Below are 25,333 nucleotides of genomic sequence, written 5' to 3' on the forward strand. Positions count from 1 at the left end.
AGTAATCCACTACCGATGTGATGGATTCCGAGGTGCCGCACGGTGGTCCCATGACATACGACGTGGTAATCGTGGGCGCCGGTGTGGCGGGATGCACCGCCGCGATCCTGTACGGCAGAGCCGGCCTGCGTGTCGCGATCATCGAGAAACACCACAACATCTCCACGCACAAGGCGCTGTGTGGGCACTTCGTGCTGGGCGGGACGCAGCCGATGTTGCGGCGTACCGGCCTCTGGCAGGCCATGGTGGACGAGGGCGCGGCCGTGGGCGGCATCGCGCGCTGGACCGCGGCCGGGTGGGCCGTGCCGGAACCCGGCCTGCCCGAGTGCATCAGCCTGCGGAGGGAGAAACTGGACCCCCTCCTGCGGACGCTCGCGGCCGGCACCCCCGGTGTCGACCTTGTGCTTGGGCGTACGGTGACCGGGCTGATGGAATCGGGCGGGCAAGTCACCGGTGTGCGCGTGGGTGACGAGGAGATCCCGGCGCGGCTCGTCGTCGGCGCGGACGGGCACCGGTCGCCGGTGGCACAGTTCGCGGGAGTCGCCGAGGACGTGGCGCCCAACGAGCGTTTCGGACTATGGGCGTACTATCGCGGGGTTGTCCCACGTGGTCCGGCGGAAAGCCAGATCTGGTCGCTGGACCCGGACGTCGGCATCCTCGTCCGGACCGACGATGACCTTCACATGCTGGTGGCGTTCCCGGCCAAGGCCAGGCTCGCCGACTTCCAGGCCGACCGGGCCGGCGCGCTGGAGCGATTCATGGCGTCCCTTCCGGACGCGCCGGACTTGTCCTCGGCCGAGCGGGTCTCCAAGGTGATCGGGACGAACGACTACCCGTGCGTGAAACGCGATCCGGCCCCGAGGCCCGGGCTCGTGCTGGTGGGGGACGCGGCCATCACCGGCGATCCCACCCCGGCCGTCGGCTGTGGCTGGGCGTTCCGGGCCGCCGAATGGCTGGTGGAGTCGACGACTCCGGCGCTGCTCGACGGCTGGGACCTCGAAGCCGGCATCGCCGCCTATCGCAAAGCGCTCGGCTTCATCGTGAGCCATGACCGGTTCAGCCGGCAGGACGCCCTGGCCCGGCCCATGAACCCGGTGCAGAAACTGATCAACAAAGGAGCCCACCGCGATCCCAAGCTCGCCCGCCGCGTCTACCTGTTCGCGATGCGCGCCATCCCCGCATCCGATTTGATCAACCTCCGGACCCTCCTTCGCGCCGCCTGGGCCGCGACCCGTCCATGAACTCCGCGCCGTGTCGTCACCAGTCCCGAGTGCCGATCAGCTCTTCGGCGTCCGCGTCCGCGAACCCGTAGGCGTCGGCCACGAACCAGAACTCCTCGGCGATCAACTCCCGCGCGACGGTCTCGATCTCGCTGCCGGCTTCCCAGAAGTCGTCCTGAAGGTCGTTGAACTCGCAGGTCGCCGCGTGGGTGAAGACGTAGAGAGCGGTCAGGTCGGCGGGCCGCTGGGCCTCGATGCGCGCACATAACCTCAGCAGGATCTCCCTGCCCTTGTCGACGACCTCGTCGGGGTAGTAGCCATCGGCATACATCCCCTTGAGGAAGGCACGATCCACGACCTGCTGGTTGGTGAGCGGCACCACGGGGCTCCCGTCATGACGGCGATCAGACGGTCACCCATCCTGCCTCACGACACCGACATTCCCGGAACAGGATCTTCCTCGGGGATGATGATTATTGTGCCGTCGTCCTTGTAGTTCATCATGAATTTCAGGCCGCGGGAGCGCAGGTCGCGCATCAGGGCTTCGGCTTCCGGCTTCGGGAGGCGGATGGGGGGATCCAGGGAGTATCTGGGTCTTGTGCCGCATACGGCTGCGGCCTCGCCGAATTCTTCGCGCAGTCTGCCGGACAGGGCGTCCAAGTCCACGCCCCGGCGACGCAGCCACCGGTCGAAGGAGCCCGATCCGGCGAGGCCGCCCACGAGGAAGCACAGGCTCCAGTCCGCGTCGCCGCCAAGGCCGGCTTGCATGCCTCGGGCCCAGCCGATGGCGTGGTTGAGGCCATGCTCCAGCCGGAAGCCGCCGTCGCCGAGCGGTTCCGGCTTGCCGCGTTCGGGGACCGTGAATCCGGTTTCCGTCAGCAGCCTCCGGGCGCGGGTGTCTTCGACCATGCAGGCCTCGAGGTAATGGTGAAGCCGGATCGTTGTCGTGGCCTCCGGGTCCTCCTTGTCGGCTTCCGCGTATGACCTCGCGATTTCGATGAGTTTCATCTCTGCTCCACGAGAATGCCGGACACGCCGTCATATCGAGGCTAGCCCGCGAGCCGCGCGGACGCGCGTCAGTGCAACCGGTCTTAGTCGAAGTAGCTGTTGAGGTAGGTCCACGAGTCGGTGATGTCCTGGGTGGCCTGGTGCGGGCCGCGGAGTTCGCGCACGAAGATGGCGATGTCGGTGAGCTGCCAGCGAAGGCGGTAGTAGGACAGTCCCGCCGAGTCGGCGACATAGCCGGTGATTTCCGTGTACGCGTCGAGGGTGTCGAGCATCCACAGGTCGCGTTCGGGCGGGGCGAGGCGCGCGGTCTCCCAGTCGATGAGTTTCAGGCCGGTACGGGTGCGGATGAAGTTGCCCGGGTGAGGCTCGCCGTGGGTGATGACCTGGGAGCGGTGCCGTACCTCAGCGGCCAGCTGGTCGAACTCGTTGAGCTGGCGTTCGATGTGGGGCGCGTGGGTGGTCAGCAGGCGGCGCGCCGGTTCGGAGAAGGGGCCGCCTGTCCAGGGGTGGCCGAGGTTGTTCAGGGCGTCATGGAGGTTGTCCCTGCCTGGCAGGGCGAGGTCGGCGTGCGGGGCGGTCGCCGCCACGACCGGAGTGGCCTGGTGGAGTTCGGCGAGCAGCGCCGTCACCTCGGGGTGGTCCTGCGGGGGGTGAGCGCCGAAGTCGCCGGATTCGCCGTCAATGGTGGGAAACACCGAGACGGCGTACCGGGGGTTGAGCCACCAGAGGGGCGTGTCGATTCGGGTGGGGATGGGGGCGACGATGAAGTCGAGGTCCCGTCCGAGGGTTTGGGCAGTGGAGAGAGCCTGTTCGAGCTCGCTGAACTCCCGGGACGAGTCATCGCCGAGGTCGTCCACGGTGACGAAGCGGGTCCGGCCGGAGGTTTCGATGGCGGACCAGTGATGACTTCCGGCCCCGAGCGGGAGATGTCTCAGGCCCCGGATGTCGAGCCCCCAGACGTCGGCCAGCACGGCGGCCAGGTGGGTTTCGTCTACACCCTCCGGTTTGTCCTTCACGGGTGGTGAGTATGGCAGAGCACGCATCCCCGGATGGCAATTTATACGCATCGAGCGTATGATACGCATGAATAAGAAAGGCTTGATCCATGACAGTTCACAAGGCGGAGCTCGGCCGGTTCTTCGAAGACTTCGTCACCGGCGATGTCTTCCAGCATCCGTTCGGACGCACGATCAGCGAAGCCGACTGCGCGTGGTTCACGCTGCTCACGTGCAACACCAACCAGTACCACTTCAACGCGCACCTCGCGCAGCAGAACCCCGTGTCCGGCGGGCGCATCCTGGTCAATTCCGGGTTCACCATCGCCCTCGTCCTCGGCCTGTCGGTCATCGACATGAGCCAGAACGCCGTCGCCAACCTCGGAATGACCGACCTGAGGCTCAAACACCCGGTCTATGTGGGCGACACCCTGTACGCGGAGAGCATCTGCACCGGCACCCGCGCCAGCGCGTCCCGCCCCGGCTTCGGCATCGTCTCCATGAGCACGCGCGGCCTGAACCAGGACGGCGACGAGGTCCTGTCCTGGGACAGGTCGGTCATGCTGCCCAGCCGGGAGAGCGGCTACGGCCAGGACTATTTCCCCACGGCCAAGACGGGGCCGATGACGGCCTGAAAAGGGGTCAGCCGTACGGCCGACCCCGGAGGGCATCAACCCCAGGAGATCCGCAACGCCGTGAAGGCCGGATTGGTGTCCTTCAGCCGGCCCAGGTAGAAGGCCATGTGCTCACGCATCAGCCGTTCCGCCTCGTCGGCCTCGCCGTCGAGGATGGCCTTGCCGATCTCCCTGTGCTCCGCGCAGATGGTCTTCTGAACCGTCGTGGCCGTGATCCCGGCCTCGACGACCTTCGTCGTGTACAGCTCCTTCAGCGCGGTCGCCACCAGGTCGAACACGCTGTTGCCCGTCATGCTGGCCACCACGTAGTGGAAGTCGTTGGCCGCCTGGACGTACCGGGTGTCCCCTTCCGAGACGGCCGCCTCCGCCTCAAGGGCCTTCTCCAGCCGTTTGAGCGCCCGCGGGTCGCGATTCTGGGCGCCCAGGCGGGCCACCATCGGCTCGATGAACATGCGCGTCTCGATGAGCTCGGTGATGGTGGCGCCGCGGAGGCTCAGGTAGAGCGAGAAGGTCCGCCCGACCTCCCGCGGATCCACGGCTTGCACGATCGGCCCGCCACCGGGCCCCGACTTCAGGCTGATGAGGCCGTAGACCTCCAGGATTCGCAAGGCCTCGCGGAGCGAGCCCTTGCCGACCCGGAAGCGCTCGACCATCGCCGCTTCGTTCGGCAGGCGGTCACCCGGCTGAAGACCCTCGCGGATCACGTCTTCCACGAGCGCGGCGGCGATGCGCTCGGACGTTTTCACGGGACGAGACAACTGACCCTGCGTCGTGGTCAGGAACCCCATAGGCATAACTCGTGAGACTACGGCCTCGTCGGCACTCATGAGTACGTCCCGGCTTTCGACTTCGTGATCCATGCGTCACACCTTGTGCTGTTCGATGAGGCGGCGCGCGATGAGCAACTGCTGAATCTCGTTCGTCCCCTCGCCAAGGATAAGGAGCGGCGAGTCGCGGTAAAGGCGTTCGACCACGAACTCCTTCGAGTAGCCGTACCCGCCGTGGATACGCATCGCCTCCAGGGTCGCCTCCTGGGCGACCTCGGTGGCGAACAACTTCGCCATGCCGGCCTCAAGATCCGCGCGGGCCCCGCTCGCCTTCAGCCGGGCGGCGTCCACCACCATCAGCTCCGCGGCCCGGATCTTTGTGCCCATCTGGGCAAGCTTAATCTGGATGGCCTGGTGGTCGCTGATCGGCTGTCCGAAGGTCTCCCGCTGCTGCGCGTACCTGATCCCGGCCTCGAACGCCGCGGTCGCGAGCCCCAGCGCCCGGGAGGCCACATTGACCCGCCCCAGCTCCACCGCCGCCAGGAAGTACTTGAAGCCGCGCCCGACCCCGTCCTCGCCACCGAGAACCGACGACGCCGGGGTACGGAAGTCCTGGAAGACCAGCTCGGTCGACTCGACGCCCTTGTATCCGAGCTTCTGGAGCTGGGGCGGGACCGTGAGACCGGGCTGCTCGTGCGCCCCCGGCTCCTTCTCGATGATGAACGCGGTCATCCCGCGGTGGCGCGGTTCCGCCGCCGGGTTCGTGACGGCCAGCAACATGACCATGCCCGCGCGCAGGCCGTTGGTGACCCACATCTTCTGCCCGTTGACGACGTAGGAGTCGCCGTCGAGCACCGCCTGGGTGCGGATCGCCTGCACGTCGGACCCCGCGTGCGGCTCGGTCATGGAGTACGCCGACCGGAGTTCGCCCGTGGCCATCCTCGGCAGGTATTTGCCGCGCTGCTCCTCGGTGCCGAAATGCTCGATCATCCAAGCCGCCATGAAGTGGGTGTTCACCACGCCGGAGAGGCTGATCCAGCCGCGCGACAGCTCCTTCACGACCAGGGCATACGTCAGCAGATCCAGCCCGAGCCCGCCATATTCCTCAGGAATCGTGATGCCGAACAGGCCCATCTCCTTGAGCTTTTCCACCATCTCCTCAGGGAACTCGTCCCGGTGGTCGAACTCTGACGCGTACGGGGCGACCTCGGCGTCCACGAAGTCGCGAACCAGGGCGAGGATGTCCCGTTGCTCGGTTGTCAGTTGCATTGCGCCTCTTTCGATGTTGTCACTGAATGCACCTCGGCGGCCCGGAGCGTGGCGCGAGCCCGGCGTGCGACGGGCGCGTCGACGAGCTTGCCGTCGACCACGGCGACCGCCGATCCAAGGTCCATAGCCTCATCAAGGGCCTGAACCACCCGAGCTGCCTGCTCTCGCTCCCGCTGGGACGGCGCGAAGGCGGTGTTGACGACCGGGACTTGGCGCGGGTGAATACAGAGCTTTCCCCCCAGGCCGAGCCGCCGGGCCTGCTCCGCCTCGACGCGGGCGCCATCCGGGTCGCCGACGGCGAGATGGACGACGTCGAACGGCGCGCGTATCCCGGCGGCCGCCGAGTCCACCACCAGGACCGATCTCGCGTGCAGAAGCTCCGCCGCCGCCGGATCCTCGGCCCAGCCCAGTTCGGCGCCCAGATCGGCGCCGCCCAGAGCCAGCGCGACGACACGGGTGTGGGAAGCGATCTCGTACGCCCGGCGCAGCCCGGCCGCGGTCTCAATCAGCGCGATGACGGGAGGACCTTCGTCCCCCAAAGCGACCAGCGACTCCGGTGACGCCTTGGGCAGCATGACCGCGTCCACGGACAAACCGTCCAGCATGCGCAGATCTTCGGCGGCCCATGGCGTGTCCGTACCGTTGACCCGGAGGATCAGGAGCGCGGCGGCCGGGAGAACCTCGCTCACCAGCTGCCGGGCCGCGTCCTTGCGGGCAGGCGCGACCGCGTCTTCAAGGTCCAGCACGACCGCGTCGGCACCGCTCGTCCAGGCCCGCGCCACCTTACGCCGATCATCCGCGGGCACGAACAGGAGAGATCGCGCTGCCCGCAGGCGCTCGATGGACTCTGCCCCTTCCCCTGCCCCGAAATTCATACTTATGATTCTGTTCATAAGTTAAGATTTCCGCAACCCCTGAAGGCACAACGATGACGATGACGATCTCCGCCGGCGACGCGGCCCGGGAGCTCATGTCCGGGCTCGCCGAGCCCGTGGTGCTGGCGGCCATGTCGCCCCAGCTGCCGGAGACCCTGGTCACCGCGCTCATCCGGGAGGCCCGGGCATCGCAGCGGAGGCTCACCCTGCTGATCGCCGACCTCTCCGGAGCGTGGGCCTTCATCGACGACGCGATGTCCGACGTCACCGCCGGAACGCTGCGGCTGGTCACCGTCGGCGGTGGAATCCCCCGCCGGCTCGCCCGGCACGTCGACTTCATCCCCAATTCGCTCTGGGACTTCGACCGGCTGATTCGCAGCGGTGAGCTCGGTTTCGACATCTTCGTCGAGAGAGTGGGACTCACCACGGATCCGGGTTACGTCACGCACGGCGACATGATCGGTTTCAGCGATGCCGCCCTCGCCACGCGAGCGCGGGTCGGCTTCGAAGTGGCCCATGCCTTCCCGTATCCAGGAGCCGGGGGCGTACCCCTCCGGAGAGCCGCCCAGGTGATCGCGGCGGCTCCGCTGGTCGCGCGCCAGCCGAGCGCCGGTCCCCCTGACGCCGTTCAGCGACGGATCGCCGATCATGTCGCGGCGCTGGTCCCCGATGGGGCGACGCTGCAGCTCGGGCTGGGTATGATCCCCAATGCCGTCATCCACGCGCTGTCGGTCAAATCCCACCTCGGCGTTCACTCGGGGATCCTGCCTGGTGAGCTGCAGGCGCTGCTCGCCACCGGAGCCGTCACCGGCAGCCGCAAAGGGCGCGACCGCGGCAGGCATGTGGCGACGGGCATCCTCGGCGGCGATCCCCGGGGATGGGGTGCGGACGTGCTGCTGAGACCGGTGACCGAGACACACGATCCCCAGCGCCTGCGCGAGCTGGACTCGCTCTGGGCGATCAACTCCGCCTTCGAGATCGACCTGGCCGGGCAGGTCAACGCCGAGTACGTGCACGGCAGCCGGGTGGCGAACGGCGGCGGGCAGACGGACTTCATGCGGGCCGCGCACGCGAACCCCGGCGGCGCGGCCGTGCTGGCGCTCCCCGCCCGCTCGCGGTCTGGAGTGTCACGGATCGTCCGGTACCTTCCCGCCGGACACACGGTCACGACCTCGGGGAGCGATGTGGACTTCGTGGTGACCGAACACGGGACGGCCGACTTGCGGGGGCGCAGCGCCGACGAACGAGCCCGTGCTCTCATCGGCATCGCCCACCCGGACGACCGGGCCGGTCTACGCGCTCGCTGACCCATGCTCAGATGGTTCCGGACGAGCGCAGCTCCTCGAGGCGATCGCTGGTCATCCCGAGATACTCCCGGTAGACGTGGTCATTGTCCGCCCCGAGCGCGGGAGCCGTGTGCCGCACGCTGCCCGGGTGATTGGCGAGCCGCGGGACGACCCCCTGCATCCGCACCCTGCCCAAATCCGGATCATCGAGTGTCACGACATTTCCGTTCTCGGCGTACGTCTCGTCGGCCAGGATGTCCTCCACGGAGTAGATCGGGGAGGCCACCACCTCGCACTCCCGCATCGCCTGCATGCACGCCTCAAGCGGTCGTTCGGCGATCCACGCCCGCACCAGTGAGTCAAGCCGGGCGTTGCGCTCGAGTTGATCGGCCCGGGTCAGATAGTGCTCAGCCGGTTCACCGACCAACGCCGCGACATTGCTGACCGACCGGGGTGTCCCGGACGTCACGGTGATCCAGCGATCATCGCTGGTCCGGAACGTGTTGATCACCGCGGCCGGCGCGGCCGCCAACCGGTTCCCCGCCCGGCTCGGCACCTCACCAAGCTGGTCGTAGAAGACGATCTGCCACTCGATCAGGCGGAACAGGCTCTCGTACAACGCCAGGTCAATCCATTCGCCCGCGAAATCGGGATCGGTGGCCTTCCGGTACAGGGCCGCCTGGATCGCGAACGCGCCCATCAGCCCGGTCACGGAGTCGCCATGGGAGAAACCGGTATGCACAGGGGCGTTGTCCGGAAATCCGGTGATGTTGACGACGCCGCTCATCGCCTCCCCGACCTTGCCGAATCCCGGCTGGTTGCGCTTGCCCGACCTGGCCCCGTAGCCGGTGACCTGGAGCAGGACGACCTTGGGGTTCACCTCCCGCAGGGCCTCATAGTCGAGCCCCCACTTCTCGAGGGTGGAAACCCGGAAGTTCGTGATCACGACGTCGGCCCAGGCGGCCAGTTCGCGGGCGACCTCACGACCCGCGTCGGTTCTCAGATCAAGGGTGACGGACCGCTTGTTCCGCCCCGCCACCTTCCACCACAGGTGCGTACCGTCCTTGGCGGGACCGGCGCTGCGCTGCGGGTCGCCGATGCCCGGATCCTCCACATGCACCACCTCGGCGCCGAGGTCGGCCAGCAGCGCGCCGGCCAGCGGGCCCGCGATCACGTGCGCGAACTCGACGACCTTCAGCCCGGACAGGGCTCCCCCCGTGCTTTCCATGGCACCCTTTCTCATCACGATCAGCCGGCTGTCTGGTGGAGCACGATGGCCACGGCAGGGCAGATGTCGGCGGCGCGTTCCGCCTGTTCCTCGTCGCCGGCCGCCACCTCGTCGAGCCGGGCGACCACGAGGCCGTCCTCGTCGAGGTCGAAGTACTTCGCGGCCACCTCGACGCAGTTGCCGGCGCCGATGCAGCGCTCCTGGAAGGTTTCGATCTTGGTCATGAGTCTCTCTCCAAGGGGGACGGGGGTCACCAGGCGACCGGGAGGGCGCTCACCCCGTAGATCATCGAGTTGCGGAAGTCCAGCTCGTGCTCGGGCACGGCGAGCCGCAGCGTGGGGAAGCGGGACAGCAGCTTGGTGAAGACGACCTGCAGCTCCAGCCGGGCCAGGTTCTGCCCGAGACACTGATGGATCCCGAACCCGAACGCGACGTGGCTGCGAGCGTCGCGGCGGACGTCGAACCGCTGGGGCTCCGCGAAGACGCCGGGATCGTGATTGGCCGCGGGAATCGGCGCGATCACGCCCTCACCGGCATGGATGCAGACGCCGCGGATCTCGACGTCCTCCTTGGGCACGCGCGAGGCCACGTGGTGCGCCACGCTCAGATAGCGCAGCATCTCCTCGATCGCGCCCGGCATCAGCTCCGGGTTCTCCCGCAGGTCCGCCATCTGGTCCGGGTGACGCAGCAGCAGCACGGTGCCCAGGCCGATCATGTTGGCGGTGGTGTCGAATCCGCCCACGATGAGCAGGTTCAGCATGCCCACCAGGTCGAGGCGGGAGATGTTCCCCGGCTCGAACTGCTCGGTGAGAAGCTGGCTCACCAAGTCCTCACCCCGGTTCTCGAGGCGTTCGGTGATCAGGTCGTCGAGATAGCGGGACAGCTCGGCCGCGGCGGCGGCCGACCGCCCGGGATCGCTGTTCAGATCCATCCACTGGTTGACCCGCCCCAGCAGGAACGGCGCGTCCTGCGGGGGAAGGCCCATGATCTCGCAGATGGCCATCGACGGCAGCGGCGCCGCCAGCGCCTCGAGCAGGTCGACCGGTCCCCCGCGCGCCTCCATCCGGTCGAGCAGCTCGTCGACCAGCCGTTCGACGAACTCCCGCAGCTTCGCCACCTTGGGGATGGAGAACTTCGTGGTGAGCATCCGGCGCTGCACGTCGTGCTCGGGCGCGTCCATCCGGATGAAGCCCTTCTGCCCGCCACGGGAGGCCGCGTGGTTCGCGCTGGAGTTGGGATAGCCCGCCAGGCTCGAATCCGCTGACATCACCGGGTTGCGCAGGATGGCGCGCATGTCGTCGGCCCGGGTCGCGAGCCAGGAGCGCGAGCCGTCCCACATCTCGACCTGGGTGATCGGGCACTTGGCCCGCAGCTCGTCGAACTCCGGCGGCGGCAGGAGCGGATCTTCGCGGGTGAAGGGCCACGTGGGCACGTCGGGTTTCACGGCTGGTCCAATCGCTCACGGCCGACCTCGAAGTCGGCGCCCATCGCCGTTTCCTTGATCTCCGCCACGTAGGCGGACACCGCCAGGTGGCGCGGATGCGTCAGGTAGGTGTTCAGGTCGGCCAGGTTCGCGAAGTCCGCGGCCAGGGCCACCGCGCCGGTGGGCGAGCCGTCGAGGCCGACGCTCCGGCCGACGCTCATCGACACGATCTCGTCCACGTGGTGGACCAGGTCCTCGACCATGTCGATGAAGGTCTGCTCCTGCTGCGGGGTGCAGCCGGGCTTGAGCTTGATCACCGCGATGTGGCGGATCACAGGGCCACCTCCGCGCCGATGCCCGCCCGCTGCAGGAGCGTGTACTCGAAGGCGTTGTCCACGGCTTCGTAGAAGTTCAGCAGGCGGTGCTCCGCGTCGGACTCGCCCATCACCTGATCCCAGTTCGCAAGCACGCTCTCCGGCGTCAGGTCCGGGTTCGCGTAGCCCAGCGGGGACGCGTAGACGAGTCGCGCCACCCGGCCTCCGCTGAGGCTGAACGCCTGCCCGGACACGGGGCACTGCTCGGAGGCGAGCACGGCCGCCGCGAGCGCGACGTGCGCCGGGCCGGTGTGGCGCTCCATGTAGTCGAGCACGGTCGTCCCGGGGATCAGTGGAGCCACCATGCGGCTGATGGCCAGCGGCAGGATGGCGTTGGCCTTGATGTTGTGCGCTGCGCCCGCCCCGGCCTGCTGCCTCGTCGCCGCGAGCACGCCGCCCTTGGCGATGGCGTACGACCCGTACCAGGTGCCGTCCGGCTGGACGAACCCGAGGGCCGCGGCGGAACTCGTGTTCACGATCCGGCCGTACCGCTGACGCTCCATATGCGGCCAAGCGGCGCGGACCGTGAGCAGCTGGCCTTCGAGGTGCACCGCCATGTGCTGCTGGTACGCCGGTCCCGGCTCGTGCTGGATGGCGTCCGAGGCGTTGATCCCGGCGTTGTTGACGATGATGTCGATCCGCCCGAACGTGTCGAGGGCCTGCGTCACCATCGCGGCCGCGCCCTCGGGGTCGGCCACGCTGTCGCGGTTGGCCACGGCTTCGCCGCCGAGCGCCTTGATCTCGTTGACGACCGACTGGGCGCGGTCGTCCTGCTCGTGGTCTCCCTTGATGGAGACCGCGTAGTCGTTGACCACCACCCTCGCTCCCCGCTCGGCCAGGGCGAGGGCGTGCGCCCGGCCGATCCCGCCGCCCGCGCCGGTGACGAGTGCCACCCGGGTGTCGAAACGTACGCTTGTCATGGCTACCTCTCCTTCATACGAGGGCTACTTGACCACTCCGGTCTCGGCACGGCGGACGGTGACGATCACGGCCAGCAGCACGATGACCCCGAAGATCACCGTCTGGTAGTTCGGATCCACCTGGGTCAGGGTCATGCCGTTGGTCACGATGCCCAGCGTCAGAACGCCGACGATGGTGCGCAGCGGCCCGCCGCTGCCGCCGTTGAGCGCGGTGCCGCCCATGACGACCGCGGCGATCGCGTTCAGCAGGAACGAGTCGCCCATGCCCGGCGAAGAGCCGCTGCCCTGGCCGATGAGCATCAGGCCGCCGACCCCGGAGAGCAGCCCGGAGAGTCCGAACAGCAGCAGCTTGGTGCGTTCGACCTTCAGGCCCGACAGGCGCGCGACCCGCTCGTTGCCCCCGATCGCGTAGACGTACCGGCCGAAAGGCGTACGGTACGCCAGGACGGACACCAGCCCGCCCACCAGGACGGCCCACCAGATGATGTTGGGGATGTTCAGGACGCTCGCCCCGTTGACCAGCTCGTCGAGCAGCTCGTTGTCCATCAGCTGCGAGGCGCCGCCGGTGATCCGCAACGCGATCCCGTTCAGGATGAACAGCACGCCCAGCGTCGTCAGGAACGACGGCAGCTTCGCGTACGCGACGAGGGCCCCGTTGAGCAGGCCACAGACCAGCCCGATGGGAAGCGCCACCCAGATCGCCCCAGGATGCCCTTCCACGGTGAGGTACGCGGCGATCGTCCCGGTGAGCGCGGCGATGCCGCCCACGGACAGGTCGATGCTGCCGGCGATGATCACCAAGGTGGCGGCGAAGGCGATCACGGCCAGCACCGACGACGACCTCAGGATGATCAGGATGTTGTCCGGGGTGAGGAACAGGGCGCTGCGCGCGGTGAAGTACACCACCAGACCCACGAGCAGCGCGTACGGCAGCAGCCGCGGCACCCAGACTCCGAACCCGCTCTTACCCGGCTTCCGCCCGGATCGCCTCGCGACCGGGGCAACCGGCTTCTCGATCACTTGCTCCGGCATCGCTAGACCATCCCCACAATGATTTGTTCTTCGGTGAGCCCCCTGGATTCCCATTCGCGGACGACCTGGCCGTCTCGCATCACCGCCACCCGGTCGCCCATGCCGATCAGCTCGCGCAGGTCGTCGCTGACCAGCAGGATCGAGAACCCGGCGTCCGCCAGGTCGCGCAGATGGCCGTAGATCTCCTGGCGGGCTCCGACGTCGACCCCCCGGGTGGGGTTGTCGAGCACCAGCACCCGGGCGCCGGAACCGGCGAGCCTGGCCAGCATGACCTTCTGCTGGTTGCCGCCGCTCAGCGCGCCGACCCGGGTGTCCATCGACGGCGCCGCGACCCGGTATCTGGCCATTCCCGCCGCGACCGCCCGCTTCTCCCGGCGCGGGCTCAGGAAGGGGCCGCGGCTGTGGTCCCGCAAGCTCGACCACGTCATGTTCCAGCGGACGCTCTGGAGCAGGCTCACTCCCTCGGCATGCCGGTCGAGCGGCCCGAAGGCGAGCCGTCCCCGGCGCGCGGCCGGTCGATGGTTCGGCAGCCGGCGTCCGTCGACCTCGACGGTCCCCGACGCGCGCACGTCACCGGCGATCGCCCGCGCCAGATGCGACTTCCCGCAGCCGGTGATGCCGCCCACGGCGAGGATCTCCCCCTCGCGTACGTCGAGGGAGACGCCGTGGAACTCGTCCCCGGAGCTGAGGTCGTCGACCTTGAGCCGGACCGCGCCGAACTGCGTGCGCCTGCGGTCCTCCAGGTAGTGGTTCTCCTCGCGCTCCCGCCCCACCATGAGCCGGTGCAGCTCCGCCTCGCTGGTCTCGCCGACCTTGCGCTCGGCCACGACGACGCCGTCCTTGAGCACGTAGACGCGGTCGCAGAGCTCCAGGATCTCGTTGAGCCGATGGCTGACGAAGACGAAGGACGCGCGGTCGCGGCGGTCGCGGACGTGCGCGAAGAGCTCGGTCACCTCGTCCTGGTTGAGCGAGGCGGTGGTCTCGTCGAGCAGGACGACGGGCCGGCTCACCTCGAGGAGTTCGGCGACGGCGAACGCCCGGGCGATCTCCACCAGCTGCCGCACGTCGAGCGGCAGATCGCCCACTTGGTCGATCTCGCTGACCCGGCCGGCCAGCATCGTGTCGGCCTGGATCTGCCGGCGCGCGGCGGCGAGCAACCTCCGGTGCTGGAGCAGCCCGCCGCGGGAGAAGCGGCGTTCGTGCCCCAGGAAGAGGTTCGCCGCGACCGTCAGGTTGTCGATCAGGCCCTGGTCCTGATGCGCCCGGAAGATGCCCGCCTCGTTGGCCTGCGCGTAGTTATGCAGGTGCAGGGTACGGCCACGGGCCACGATCTCCCCCGCTCCGGGCCGCAACGACCCGGAGAGAATGCTGAGGAGCGTCGACTTCCCGGCGCCGTTCTCGCCGACCAGCCCGATCACCTCACCCGCGCCGACCGTCAGGGACACCTCGGTGAGTGCCTTGACTCCGGGGAAGGTCATCGTCACGCCGCGAGCCTCGAGGACGGGCGGGGGCAGTGGGTCCGCTGTCATGATCGGTCACATGTCCAGCGCGGCCAGGGCCTCGTGGGCCAGGCCGTAGCCGATCTGGTCGTGCATGAGGCCTTTCAGCTCCCGCGTCAGCACCTCACGCGTGTAGCGGAGGGTGAGGGTGTGCTTCTGGGCCATCTCATGCGCGAGTTCCAGGGCGCGGGGCAGCACCTGATCGGGAGCGAGCACCTCGTCGACGGCGCCGGCGTCCTTGGCCTCAGCGGCCGTGAGCTTCTGCCCGGTGAGCAGGAAATACTTCCCCCGCTTCGGTCCCAGCGCGTACAGCCAGGCGGTGTGTATTCCGTCGCCGGGAACGATTCCGCCGGGAAAATGCGGGGCGTCCTGGAAGTACGTCGTGTCCGAGGTCAGCACGATGTCGGAGATGATCGGGATCTCCGAATGCACGGACGCCGGCCCGTTGACGGCGGCGATCACCGGGACCCGGATGCCGAGCAGGTTGTTGAGGAGGCGCTGCCCCTCGAAGACGGAGTTGTCCCAGTCTCCGGGGGTGTTGAGGGTGAAGCTGGTGAAGTCGATGGCGTCGCAGAACGCCTCGCCCGCGCCGGTCAGCACGACGACGCGGTTCTCCGGGTCACACGCGATGTCGGTGAAGCAGTACGCCAGCTCATCATGGGCGGTGGTGTCCCAGATCAGGGATTCGCCATCGGTGTGCAGGGTGACCAGCAGGACACCCGCGTCGTCGCGTTCGAGCCTGACGCGCTGATATTTGCCGGCGTACGCCGCCAGCCTTGGAGCGATCTTCGACATTGGAGCACTTCCCATTCGGTTCTGTACGGTCACCGGGCCATGACGCCCGCGTCGACCGGCACGGCGAGACCGGTGACGAACCTGGAGTCGTCCGAGGCCAGCCAGGCCACGGTGGCGCTGATCTCCTTGGCCTCCAGGAAGCCGCCCGCCAGCGGCAGCAGCGGCGAGAAGGAGCCCTTGAACAGCAAGGTGTCCGGGTGATCTCCGGCGAGCAGCGCCGGACCGGTCTCGTCGCTGGTCAGCGGTGTGGCCACCGGGCCCGGGTTGACCGTGTTCACCCGGATGCCGTGCGCGGCCAGTTCCTGCGCGAGCACGGCCGCCAGTCCTTGCAGTCCGTGCTTGGACGCGGCGTAGGCGCCGGTGAACGGCAGCCCCTTGATGCCCGATACCGAGCTGATGATGATGATGGAGCCGCCGTTGCCGCCTTCGAGAATACGTGGGGTGAACGCCTGGATGGTGTGGAAGGTGCCGGTCATGTTCACGGCCACCACCTGCTCCCACACCGCGGCGGGCGTCTCGAGAACCCGCCCGTAGGACCCCATCCCCGCGTTCGCGACGAGGATGTCCAGGCGCGGGAATTCGGCCGCGGTGTCGGAGACGACCTGGTCGAGCGCTGCCCGGTCGCGGATGTCCGCCTTGGCGATGAAGCAGCGCCGCCCCAGCTCCTCGACCTGTCGCGCCGTCTCCTGGAGCGCCTCCCACGATCCCAGCGGGTAGGCGACGTTGAGCGCCTGCGCGCACAGGTCGATCGCGATTATGTCCGCGCCCTCCGACGCCAGGCGCACGCAGTGTGCCCGGCCCTGGCCGTGGGCGGCGCCCGTCACCAGGGCGGTCTTCCCAGCAAGTCGTCGCATTGCCTTCCAAGCTCCTTCAGATGAGGCCGATGCGCTTGAACGTGCCGAGCGCACCTTCTTTGGTCGTGGCCTTGGCGCGCACCGCCAGGTACGGATCCACGAACCGCTTCTCCCAGTCCGCGTTCACCACGTCGATCTCCCCGTTCGCGAGAGCCGTCTGGTAGGCGGGCGGCCACGCGAAACCGGCGGGACGGGGCGTCGGGTTGGTGCCGGGCTTGTCGCCCCAGGCGAAATCCGTCGGGTCCGAGACGAGGCATCGGTGCGGCAGGATCCACTTGTCGCCCTGCAGGTGCCGCGACATCTTGGTCGCGTCCCACAGCAGCGGAGCGTCGGGGCCGGTGATGTTGAGCAGCTCGGCGGCCGCCTCCGGCGTGTCCACGATGATGGAATCGGTGTCGATGAACACCTCGAGCGGGTGGAACTTGACGCCGTTCAGGAAGTCGTACAGCCGGACCGCGGCGAGCACGCCGGAGAAGGCGATGAGCCCGGCCGAGGTCGCCACGATCCGCTCCTCCTTCTGCATCCGCTCGAGGAAGGCCGGGTCGCCGTCCATGCCGATGACGAGCGCCGTGGTGTTCCTGGCGGCGTTCAGGGCCGCGAGCGCGCCCAGCGCGACCCCGTCGTTGAACGCGATCACGTACTTCACCTTCGGGTGCGCCGGGAGCAGCGCCGCCAGCTCCGACTCGGCCTTCTTCGGGTCCCAGTCCGTGTACGCGTTGGCGACCACCTTGACGCCGGGGAACTCGGCCACGGCACGGTTCACGCCGAACCGGCGAGCCGTCTCCGACAGGCCGCCCTTGGGACCGCCCAGCAGGATCGCCTCACCCTTGCCGTCACCCCGCTCGAGCAGCACCTTCGTGACGAGGTACGCCTCCTCGGCGAAGGGGCCGCCGACGTTGCCGATGAAGTAGCCGTTGAACTTCGGGTCGCTCGGCGCGAACCAGGGCAGCCGGTTCGACAGGTTGCTGTGCGCGATCTTCGCGTCGGCGAGGACCTTGGTGTAGCGGTCCAGGGCGGCGTCGGCGACCAGGTACGAGTGAACCCCTTTGACCCCCAGCGAGGGGAACTGCAGCTCCTGCGCGAACGCCTTCTGCATGTCCCCGTCGTGCGAGGTGAACGAGGCGGAGCCCTTCAGGGCCTGGACCGCCAGCTTGAAGGCGCGGTCGGTGGACTCGAATGCCTCCACGTTCGCGATGAGGTGGTTCATCAGCAGGTCGGTGCCTGCGGCCGTCTGGCTCTCCGCGCCGCACGCGGCCAGCGCGGGCAAGCCGGCGATGGCCAGCCCGCCGATTCCGGCGAACTTGAGGAGGTTCCGGCGAGAAATATCGGCGGATGATACGGATGAATTATGTGCCATGGTGCTCGTGCCTTCTGACTTTGCGGGTTGAACTGATGCGATCGAACAGGCCCCCGCCCAGTCCGAGATGGATGTGATCCAGGCTCAGCGAGCCGTGAAACCCCCATCGACCGGCAGCGCGACGCCGGTGATGAAACTGGCCCGGTCACCGGCCAGGAACAGCGCCGCCTCGGCGATCTCCTCGGGCCGGCCGCGGCGCTTGAGCGGAATGTCGTTGGCGACCCAGGAGTCGAGCCGCTCCTCGACCCCCTCCTGCTTCTCCCGTGACCAGAAGCGCGGGAGCATCGGCGTGTCGATCGGCCCCGGGCAGATCACATTCACCCTGATCTTGGGCGCGAGCGAGAGCGCCAGCGCCTTGGCGAGCATCACGACACCGCCCTTGGACATCGAGTAGAGCGGCGAGAGGAAGGAGCCGACCAGCCCTGCCGTGGAGGCCGTGAAGAGGATCGACGCGGTGTGCGGCGACTTGTTGAGCAGCGGGATGGCCTGCTGGGCGGCGAAGTAGGCTCCGGTCAGGTTCACGCCCACCGAGAAGTCGTACTCGGCCTGGCTGACGTTGTGGCCCGTCGCGCCCGGGGTCCCGGCGTTCGCGTACAGCACGTCGAGGTGGCCGAACTGCGCGCCGACGGAGTCCAGGCACGCCGTGATCTGTTCCGGGCTGGTGACGTCGAGCGCTTTGGCCACGCCGGAGCCACCGGCCTGGGCGATCTCGTCCACCACGGCCTTCGCGCCCGCCTCGTCGATGTCGGCGACGATGACGGTGGCGCCGTGCGCCGCCATGAGCAGGGCGGTCGCGCGTCCCATGCCGGACGCGGCGCCCGTGATGAAGGCGATCCTGCCGTCGAGTTCTTTCATTTCCCTGTTCCGTTCACGTAGATGCGGGCTCTACTCGTGGACCTCGAAGGCCCTGAGCTCGACGTACTCATCGAGGCTGTACTTGCCCCACTCGCGTCCGATGCCGGTCTGCTTGAAGCCGCCGTGCGGTCCGGCGGTCACGTTCGCCAGGCAGTTGACGCCGACGCTGCCGGTGCGGATGCTCGCGGCGATGCGCCATGCCTTCTCGGTGTCCCGGCTCCACACGGACGCGTTGATTCCGTAGATGGAGTCGTCGGCGATCCTGATCGCCTCCTCCGCTCCGGAGAACGGGATCGCCACAAGCACGGGTCCGAAGATCTCCTCCTGGGCGATCCGCATGTCGTTGCGTACGTCGGTGAAGAGGGTCGGCTGGACGCGGAAGCCCGGGGACCGCTCGGCTACGGGCTCGCCGCCGCACATCAGGGTGGCGCCTTCCTTCCGCCCGATCTCGATGTACTGGAGAACGCGCTCGAACTGGGCTCGGTTGGCGAGCGGGCCCAGGCCGGTCGAAGGATCCTCGGCCTCCCCCAGCGGGATCCGCCGCATCTGCTCGGCGATGCGCGCGGTGACCTCGGCGTAGATCTCCTCCTCGATCAGCACCCGGGTCAGCTGGCCGCAGCCCTGGCCCGCGTGCTTCAGGTTGCCCGGCTCGGTGGCGAAGAATTTCTCCAGGTCGGCGTCGGCGCAGACGATGTTGGCCGACTTGCCGCCCAGTTCCAGGATCACGTTCTTCACCGTCGCGGAGGCGAGTTCCATGATCCGCCGGCCGGTGGCCGTGCTGCCGGTGAAGCTCACCTTGTCCACGCGCGGGTCCGCGACGAGGAGCTCGCCCACCTCCGGGCCCGCGCCCAGCAGGATGTTGAGCACCCCGGCCGGCACCCCGGCCTCCTGGGCCGCCTGGGCCATCAGCGCGGAGTCCCAGGCGGTGGTCGGGTGCGGCTTGAGAATGACGGTGCAGCCCACGGCCAGCGCGGGGAAGACCTTCTGGACGCTGACCCGGAAGGGGTAGTTGAACGGCGTGATGGCGGTGATCACACCGGCCGGCACCCGCTGGACGAGCCGCGACCTGCGCCGCCCGGACGCGCCGGGGAGCGGGGTTCCTTCGAGGGTCTGGGATTCGATCGTCTCGAACGTCGCGGCGGTGTCGGCGTAGCCGGAGGCGGCCGCCAGGGGCGCGTCCGTCTGGAGCCCTTCCGCGAGCGAGCGCACCGCGCCGGCCTGGTGGATCGCGATGTGCACGAGCTCGTCCCGCCGGGCCTGGAGCCGCTCGGCGAACCGGCGGAGGATGGCCGCGCGCGCCGCGGGCGCCATGCGCGGCCAGGGGCCTTCGTCGAAAGCGCGGCGGGCGGCGGCGATGGCGCGGGCGGCCTCCTCGGGCGTCGCGCGCGGGGTCTCGGCGATCGTCTGCTCGGTCCAGGGAGACACGATCTCGAAACATCCGCTGCCGGCGACGAGCTCTCCATCGATCAGGTGCGACAGGCCCCGCTGCTGAGCTGATGACATCTCTGCTACCCGTTCTCGTGGTCGTGGTTCATCCGGATGAGGCCGATCCCGAACGTGACAGAGACCGCTTCTTCCTGACACACGGGACGTTACACGGCCATATCAACCAGGGCAATGGTCCGTTTCATACTGATGAATCGAACGTTATGTACGGGATGCCGCGGCAACCTCGGCGAGCGGGACAGCACGGAGCACCAGCGCCCGATGCTTCATCACGGCCGCGCCCGCGTTCATGCCCGCGACGCACACGAGCCGGCCCGCGCGGCCGTAGGCCACCAGGAATCTGCCGTCGCTGTCGTCGAGTACGGCGTACTGGTCGTGATCGAGGGTCGAACCGACGCACTGCAGCTTCACGCCGTACTGGTCGGACCAGAAGTAGGGCACGCTGGCGAACCCGGTGGGGTCATGAGTGCCCATCAGCCGCCGAGCGGCATAGGCGCCCTGCTCGACGGCGTTGGTCCAGTGCTCGACGCGCATGCGCCGCCGGTAGAGGGGATTGATCCAGCTCGCGACGTCCCCGGCCGCGACCACTCCGTCCGCCACAGCACAGGTCTCGTCGCAGACGACTCCCATGGACAGGTCGAGGCCCGAGTCGCGCAGCCAGCCGGTCGCCGGTTCAGAGCCGATCGCCACCAGCACCACGTCCGCCGCGACGGTCTCGCCGGAGGTCAGTTCGACGGACGAGACCCGCCCGGACGCTCCCGCGGTCACGCCGGCGACCGTGACTCCGGTCCGCAGGTCGACGCCGTGCGCCCGGTGCGTACCGGCGATGTGTTCGCCGAAGTCGTCCCCCAGGACGCGCGCCAGCGGGATCTCCGCGGCTTCGAGCAGGGTCACGGACTTGCCGAGTTTGCGCGCCACGGACGCGACCTCAAGTCCGATGAATCCCGCTCCGACGATGACGATCTTCATGGCCGCGGCCAGTTCCGGCCGCATACGTTCCGCGTCGTCGGCCGAGCGCAGGGTGTGCACGCCGGCCATCGCCTCGTACGGCGAGCGGCGAGCGGCGCACCCGGTCGCGATGACCAGCCCGTCGAACGGCACCGCACCGCCCTCCACCTGAACCGTCCTCGCCGCCAGGTCCAGACCCGTCAGCCGGACCCCGAGTATTCGATCGACGTTCAGGTCCGCCGGCCAGGGCGTGGCCACGGAATCCAGGCCGAGCCGCCCCTCCAGCAGACCCTTGGAGACCTCAGGGCGCCGGTAGGGCCCACGCCGGTCCTGATCGACCACCTGAATCCGGCCGGGAAAGCCCGCCCTGCGCAGTTCCCGCGCGGCGCTCAGCCCCGCGATCGCGCCGCCGGCGATCACCACGCTCCGCATCTACGCGCCCTTTACGTCGACCGGCAGGGCGCGCGCGACGAGCCTGCTCGCCACGCGATAGTCGGGCAGCGTGATGGCACGCCCGTTGAGTACGGCCGCCGGCTCGCCGCGTTCCACCGCCCTCTGGTAGGCGTCGCAGACCTCGAGCGCGGCCCGCACTTCCTCCGGCGCTGGCGCCATCCGCGCGTTGATGATCTGGAGGTGCGCCGGTGACACCGCGATACACCCGGTGTAGCCGACATCCGCCCAGGTCCGTACGAAACGCTCGACCTTGGCCAGGTCCCGGTAGTCCGGGATGAGAGACCCGCCGGTGGCGAACAATCCGTGCGCGGCGGCCGCCACGGCGATCGCCGAGCGGGCGAAGTGGTTCGCCGGGCCGTACAGGTCCGCGCCTTCGTCGTCGAAGACCTTCGAGCCGACGTCGGCGGCGTAGTCGACATATCCGAAATGCAGGCCCTGCACGCCGTCGGCGCCGGCGATCTGGTCGAGCGACTGCACGGCGCGCGCGGTTTCGATCATCACGTGCAGTCCACGTGCCGAGGTGCCTCTGTTCAGGATCGACATGACCTCGGCTAGCTCCGCCGCGCCCTGCGCCTTCGGGTAGCAGACCAGGAAATCGCCGGGGGCTCCGGCCAGTTCGGCCAGATCGTCTCGGCCCCATGGGGTGTCCAGGTTGTTGACACGGACGATGACGTTGCGGCCACCGAAGTGCGTCGGCGCTCCCAGCGCGGCCAGGACTCGCTCCCGCGCCCGTTCCTTGTCAGCGGGAGTCGCCGAATCCTCGAGGTCCACCATGATGGCGTCGGCAGCCACCTCGGGCACCTTCGACCAAAACTTTTCGTTCAGGATCGGCACCTCGAGGACGCTGCGCATCCGCTCGAAGCGCTCCCGCCCCGACACGGCGCTCACGCCTTCGCCAGGAAGTCACGCAGCACCCCGGTGAACTCCTCCGGAGCCTCCCGCGGGACATAGTGGCCGGTGTCAAACCAGCGGGCTTCCGCGTTCGGCATGACCGCGAGCATCTTGTCCACGACCGCCTCGTCGATGACGTTGCTCCTGCGTCCGACCATCAGCAGGGTCGGCATGGTCAGCAGTTCCGACATCCGCCACAGGTACTCGACATCGGGCAGGCTCACGGAGCCGGTGATCCACTGCACGTCGGGGTCGGCCTTCAGCACCAGCTTCCCGGCCCAGTTGCGCCGCAGCTGGTATTTCACGTGCAGATCGATGAAGTCCTCGCGCCACTCCGGGTGGTACCCCTTGTAGAACTTCCACGCCTCCGCCTCGTTGCGGAAGCCCTTCAGGTTCGTCGTGGCCTGGATGAAGTCGCGCATCGCCACCGCTCCCGACGGCGAGTTGGCCGGCCCGGCGTCCGAGAGCGCGAGGCGCCGGATCGTCTCGGGACGCTCCCCCGCGACCGCGATGGCCACCCTGACCCCGGCGGAATGCCCGACGAGGTTGACCGGCCCGAGCCCGAGCGCATCGATGAGCCCGTGCACATCGCGCGCCATGGAACGCACGCGATAACCGGACGCGGCCCAGCCACTGTCGCCATGACCGCGCATGTCCATCGCGATGACGTGATAGTCGCCGACCAGGCTCTCGATGATCGGATCCCAGGTATGGCACTGCACGTTGAGGCCGTGCAACATCACGACGGGCTCAGCGGCCGGAGCACCCCACTCGGTGTAGTGGATCTTAAGACCGTCCAGGTCCAGCCATCCATCCTCGAACTCCTTGAGCGCCACAGGACACCTCGCCTCACATTTACTACACCTGTCCGGTTAATCCTTATCATACGTATAAATTAACCGGCAAGGGTTGGCCTGCGGCTCTTCAAATGGGAGCACGTCAGCGTGATCGCGAGCGCGGCGAACAACGCGGAGGACAGGAGCGACACGGTGGCGGGCACGCACCAGCCCGACAGCGCGCCCACGGCGAAATACCCCATGGCGCCGCCGGCCACCGAGGCGGAGCCGAAATAGGAGAACCCTTCGGCGCGGCGGCTCAGCCCGAGACGGCTCTCGATCTCGGTGGCCAGGAGCCCGTTGAGCGGGACCATGCCCAGACCGGCCACGAACAGTGCCGCGCCGTACGCCAGGCCGGTCGTCGCCACGGCGGACGGAAGCACCAGCAACGCCGTGCCGAACAGGAGCGCGGCCGCGACCGGCCTCGCCCGGCGCGCGGGCACGGGCCGGACACTGACCGCGAGCCCGCCCAGACAGGCGCCCGCCGACAGCGCGGCCATGAACCATCCGGTGGCGCCGGCGTCCAGCCCGTACTCGCCCATCCGCAGCGGAGCCGCGGCGACGAGCAGGCCGTAGCCCATTCCGACGATGGCGACGAGGATCCCGACAGTCCCGACATCACGTGGCGGTAGCAGGCTCGTACGCGTACCCGAAGCCGGCGGGAGGGCGGGAATGCGTCGCATGCCCCAGGCCGCGAGCAGGGAGAGCACCGCCATGACGATGATCGCGGCGGCGACCCGCCCCACCATGACCAGCACGGCCACCAGGGCGGGCCCCACCACCGCAGCGAACTCCACCAGCAGGGACTCGGCGAAGTGCGCCCGGCGAAGCTGGGCCGCGGGCACGGTCACCAGCAGCAGCGCGCGCAGCCCGCCCCAGAGTCCGGCCATCGCCAGGCCCAGCAGAACGCTGAGCACGTAAAGGGCCCAGAGCGGCGCGCCCAGCCACACCACCGGCAGCATCGCCAGCAGGATGAACGCCAACCCGGCGAGGGTCAGCCGCACCGCGGCGCGGAGTTCGACGCGGTCGAACGCCCGGCCGGCCGGCGGGCCGAAGACCCCCGAGCAGAGATTTACGATGCCCGCGAGCTGGGTGCCGACGGCCAGCGAGCCGGTGCCGGCCTCCCCGACGAGTACCATGGCCAGCGACGTCATCGCCATGGGCAGGCGGGCCATGGCCGAGCTGCCGATCCAGACGAGCCACGGCCGGTGCCGCAGCAGCTCACCCGGCGGATCGGACTCGCGAAATTGACGCAAACTCATGTTTTTTTCCTCTAATATTGACTAGAACTCTCGATTTGGCGCGCGATGTCACACACTGACGGGCAGGATGGCGCACTTAATGCGCAGGACGACGACCCCCACCGCCGCCCGTGTGGGGCGCTACGGCTGGACGACAGGACCTGACGTGTTGAATCAGCACTACGACCTGGATGATCAGGACAAGGCGATCGTCACCATGCTCCGGCAGGACGGCCGTGCGCCGCTGGCCAGGATCGGCGAGCAGGTGGGCCTGTCGGCCGACGCCGTACGGGCGCGCCTGGCCCGGCTGAGCGGCGACGGCATCCTGCGGGTGATCGGGTTCGTGGATCCCCGGAGCCTCGGTTACGGCTGCCTGTCGACGGTCGGCCTGCGCTATCACGGCCCGATCGAGGAACTGGTCAAGACGCTCAACGGCCATCCCAAGATCACGTTCATGGTGCAGACCGTCGGCGAGCTGAACGTGATCTGCGAGGTCGCCGCTCGCGACGACATCGATCTGGCCGACACCGTCGCCGAGGCCTTCGGCGCCATCGAAGGCGTCCGCGAGTACGAGGTGTCGCGCCAGCTCAAGGCGTTGAAATGGGAGAGCCAGGGGCGTCCGCGCCCACCGGCCACCGCGCCGGTCGAGCAGGCCCGGACCGAGCTGGACGATCTGGACGTCGCACTGCTGCGCGTGCTGGTGGACGCCCCGCGCTCCACGTTCCGCGAGCTGGAAGCCAAGGTGGAGGCGCCGTACTGGGTCGTACGCAAGCGCACCCAGGCGCTCTTCGCCAACGGCCTGATCCACGCCACCGCGGTCCTGGACCGGGTCTCGACCGACCCGGTCACCATGGCGTGCATCCGCATCCAGCTGGCGGGCGACACGGCCGAAGGGCTGGCCGCCCTGGCGGCGCTGCCCGAGGTGGCCATACTGCTGCTGACCGCAGGGCGCTTCCACGCGTCGGCCGAGGTCACCTGCGCCTCGCCGGAGGATCTGGCGGGGCTCATGCTGCGGATGCTGGCGATCGACTGCGTCCGGGACGTGTCGGTCCTGGTCTACGCGCGGACCCTGGTCCTGCCCCGCCCCTGGCGCTTCGACATCACGACCGGCTGAGCCCCGCACGGA

Annotated in this window: 26 protein-coding genes; 4 read left to right on the plus strand and 22 right to left on the minus strand. The window is 68.6% G+C overall.

The features are described 5' to 3' along the window. The first annotated feature begins 50 nt into the window (after window positions 1-50). On the plus strand, window positions 51-1,241 hold the full coding sequence (locus Amac_RS03690; protein ID WP_170322294.1) for an FAD-dependent oxidoreductase: 1,191 nt from the start codon (window positions 51-53) through the stop codon (window positions 1,239-1,241). Between the two features lie 16 nt (window positions 1,242-1,257). On the opposite strand, the gene Amac_RS03695 is transcribed toward Amac_RS03690, so the two are convergent. The 3 genes from Amac_RS03695 to Amac_RS03705 all read right to left on the minus strand — a co-directional run bounded on the left by Amac_RS03695 (window position 1,258) and on the right by Amac_RS03705 (window position 3,244). After that, window positions 1,258-1,599: a DUF5713 family protein gene (locus Amac_RS03695; protein WP_155352866.1), complete on the minus strand. Its 342-nt coding sequence runs from the start codon at window positions 1,597-1,599 to the stop codon at window positions 1,258-1,260. A gap of 47 nt (window positions 1,600-1,646) precedes the next feature. After that, window positions 1,647-2,228 (minus strand): hypothetical protein, encoded by a 582-nt coding sequence (locus Amac_RS03700; RefSeq protein ID WP_155352867.1) that lies wholly within the window; start codon window positions 2,226-2,228, stop codon window positions 1,647-1,649. 83 nt (window positions 2,229-2,311) lie between these two features. Beyond that, window positions 2,312-3,244 (minus strand): phosphotransferase, encoded by a 933-nt coding sequence (locus Amac_RS03705; RefSeq protein WP_246268065.1) that lies wholly within the window; start codon window positions 3,242-3,244, stop codon window positions 2,312-2,314. 89 nt (window positions 3,245-3,333) lie between these two features. Between Amac_RS03705 and Amac_RS03710 the strand changes: the two genes are divergently transcribed. Continuing rightward, complete coding sequence (locus Amac_RS03710; RefSeq protein ID WP_155352869.1) at window positions 3,334-3,858, plus strand: MaoC family dehydratase; 525 nt, start codon at window positions 3,334-3,336, stop codon at window positions 3,856-3,858. 35 nt (window positions 3,859-3,893) lie between these two features. Here Amac_RS03710 and Amac_RS03715 read toward each other — a convergent pair whose 3' ends face one another. The 3 genes from Amac_RS03715 to Amac_RS03725 form a co-directional block, all read right to left on the minus strand. Then, complete coding sequence (locus tag Amac_RS03715; RefSeq protein ID WP_170322295.1) at window positions 3,894-4,604, minus strand: FadR/GntR family transcriptional regulator; 711 nt, start codon at window positions 4,602-4,604, stop codon at window positions 3,894-3,896. A gap of 117 nt (window positions 4,605-4,721) precedes the next feature. Then, window positions 4,722-5,894 carry an acyl-CoA dehydrogenase family protein gene (locus tag Amac_RS03720; RefSeq protein WP_155352871.1) on the minus strand — a complete coding sequence of 391 codons (1,173 nt, stop codon included), beginning with the start codon at window positions 5,892-5,894 and terminating at the stop codon, window positions 4,722-4,724. Continuing rightward, window positions 5,885-6,769, minus strand: coding sequence for an HpcH/HpaI aldolase/citrate lyase family protein (locus Amac_RS03725; protein ID WP_155352872.1), 885 nt, complete (start codon window positions 6,767-6,769; stop codon window positions 5,885-5,887). The genes Amac_RS03720 and Amac_RS03725 overlap by 10 nt, the downstream gene beginning before the upstream one ends. A 59-nt stretch (window positions 6,770-6,828) precedes the next feature. Here Amac_RS03725 and Amac_RS03730 point away from each other — a divergent pair, with 59 nt between their 5' ends. Next, on the plus strand, window positions 6,829-8,076 hold the full coding sequence (locus Amac_RS03730) for an acetyl-CoA hydrolase/transferase C-terminal domain-containing protein (RefSeq protein WP_218040864.1): 1,248 nt from the start codon (window positions 6,829-6,831) through the stop codon (window positions 8,074-8,076). 7 nt (window positions 8,077-8,083) lie between these two features. Here the strand turns inward: Amac_RS03730 and Amac_RS03735 are convergent, their stop codons facing one another. The 16 genes from Amac_RS03735 to Amac_RS03810 all read right to left on the minus strand — a co-directional run bounded on the left by Amac_RS03735 (window position 8,084) and on the right by Amac_RS03810 (window position 24,228). Then, complete coding sequence (locus tag Amac_RS03735; RefSeq protein ID WP_155352874.1) at window positions 8,084-9,283, minus strand: CaiB/BaiF CoA transferase family protein; 1,200 nt, start codon at window positions 9,281-9,283, stop codon at window positions 8,084-8,086. A gap of 20 nt (window positions 9,284-9,303) precedes the next feature. Then, window positions 9,304-9,507, minus strand: coding sequence for a ferredoxin (locus Amac_RS03740; RefSeq protein ID WP_155352875.1), 204 nt, complete (start codon window positions 9,505-9,507; stop codon window positions 9,304-9,306). 26 nt (window positions 9,508-9,533) lie between these two features. Further along, a complete protein-coding gene (locus Amac_RS03745; RefSeq protein ID WP_155352876.1) occupies window positions 9,534-10,727 on the minus strand; it encodes a cytochrome P450 in 1,194 nt (397 codons plus the stop codon). Then, complete coding sequence (locus Amac_RS53490) at window positions 10,724-11,041, minus strand: Dabb family protein (RefSeq protein ID WP_170322296.1); 318 nt, start codon at window positions 11,039-11,041, stop codon at window positions 10,724-10,726. The genes Amac_RS03745 and Amac_RS53490 overlap by 4 nt, the downstream gene beginning before the upstream one ends. Continuing rightward, entirely contained in the window at window positions 11,038-12,000 is a 963-nt protein-coding gene (locus Amac_RS03755; RefSeq protein ID WP_155352878.1) for an SDR family NAD(P)-dependent oxidoreductase, read from the minus strand. Before Amac_RS03755 ends, Amac_RS53490 begins: the two co-directional genes overlap by 4 nt. Before the next feature lie 24 nt (window positions 12,001-12,024). Next, complete coding sequence (locus Amac_RS03760; RefSeq protein ID WP_170322297.1) at window positions 12,025-13,032, minus strand: ABC transporter permease; 1,008 nt, start codon at window positions 13,030-13,032, stop codon at window positions 12,025-12,027. A gap of 2 nt (window positions 13,033-13,034) precedes the next feature. Continuing rightward, window positions 13,035-14,561, minus strand: coding sequence for a sugar ABC transporter ATP-binding protein (locus Amac_RS03765; protein ID WP_155352880.1), 1,527 nt, complete (start codon window positions 14,559-14,561; stop codon window positions 13,035-13,037). Window positions 14,562-14,567: 6 nt separating this feature from the next. After that, window positions 14,568-15,326 (minus strand): enoyl-CoA hydratase/isomerase family protein, encoded by a 759-nt coding sequence (locus Amac_RS03770; RefSeq protein WP_155352881.1) that lies wholly within the window; start codon window positions 15,324-15,326, stop codon window positions 14,568-14,570. 29 nt (window positions 15,327-15,355) lie between these two features. Further along, a complete protein-coding gene (locus Amac_RS03775; protein WP_155352882.1) occupies window positions 15,356-16,180 on the minus strand; it encodes a mycofactocin-coupled SDR family oxidoreductase in 825 nt (274 codons plus the stop codon). 16 nt (window positions 16,181-16,196) lie between these two features. Further along, window positions 16,197-17,537 (minus strand): sugar ABC transporter substrate-binding protein, encoded by a 1,341-nt coding sequence (locus Amac_RS03780; RefSeq protein WP_155352883.1) that lies wholly within the window; start codon window positions 17,535-17,537, stop codon window positions 16,197-16,199. Window positions 17,538-17,621: 84 nt separating this feature from the next. Next, on the minus strand, window positions 17,622-18,392 hold the full coding sequence (locus tag Amac_RS03785) for an SDR family NAD(P)-dependent oxidoreductase (RefSeq protein WP_155352884.1): 771 nt from the start codon (window positions 18,390-18,392) through the stop codon (window positions 17,622-17,624). Window positions 18,393-18,422: 30 nt separating this feature from the next. Next, window positions 18,423-19,895 (minus strand): aldehyde dehydrogenase family protein, encoded by a 1,473-nt coding sequence (locus Amac_RS03790; protein WP_155352885.1) that lies wholly within the window; start codon window positions 19,893-19,895, stop codon window positions 18,423-18,425. Between the two features lie 144 nt (window positions 19,896-20,039). Continuing rightward, window positions 20,040-21,218 carry an NAD(P)/FAD-dependent oxidoreductase gene (locus Amac_RS03795; RefSeq protein ID WP_155352886.1) on the minus strand — a complete coding sequence of 393 codons (1,179 nt, stop codon included), beginning with the start codon at window positions 21,216-21,218 and terminating at the stop codon, window positions 20,040-20,042. Continuing rightward, window positions 21,219-22,127: an HpcH/HpaI aldolase/citrate lyase family protein gene (locus tag Amac_RS03800; protein ID WP_155352887.1), complete on the minus strand. Its 909-nt coding sequence runs from the start codon at window positions 22,125-22,127 to the stop codon at window positions 21,219-21,221. Continuing rightward, the gene (locus Amac_RS03805; protein ID WP_155352888.1) at window positions 22,124-22,966 is read right to left on the minus strand and encodes an alpha/beta fold hydrolase; all 843 of its coding nucleotides are present in this window, start codon (window positions 22,964-22,966) and stop codon (window positions 22,124-22,126) included. The genes Amac_RS03800 and Amac_RS03805 overlap by 4 nt, the downstream gene beginning before the upstream one ends. A gap of 59 nt (window positions 22,967-23,025) precedes the next feature. Then, window positions 23,026-24,228 (minus strand): MFS transporter, encoded by a 1,203-nt coding sequence (locus tag Amac_RS03810; protein WP_155352889.1) that lies wholly within the window; start codon window positions 24,226-24,228, stop codon window positions 23,026-23,028. Between the two features lie 79 nt (window positions 24,229-24,307). Between Amac_RS03810 and Amac_RS03815 the strand changes: the two genes are divergently transcribed. Further along, window positions 24,308-25,321: an Lrp/AsnC family transcriptional regulator gene (locus Amac_RS03815; protein ID WP_170322298.1), complete on the plus strand. Its 1,014-nt coding sequence runs from the start codon at window positions 24,308-24,310 to the stop codon at window positions 25,319-25,321. Window positions 25,322-25,333 lie beyond the last annotated feature (12 nt).

The organism is Acrocarpospora macrocephala, assembly GCF_009687865.1.
Taxonomy (GTDB): Bacteria; Actinomycetota; Actinomycetes; order Streptosporangiales; family Streptosporangiaceae; genus Acrocarpospora; species Acrocarpospora macrocephala.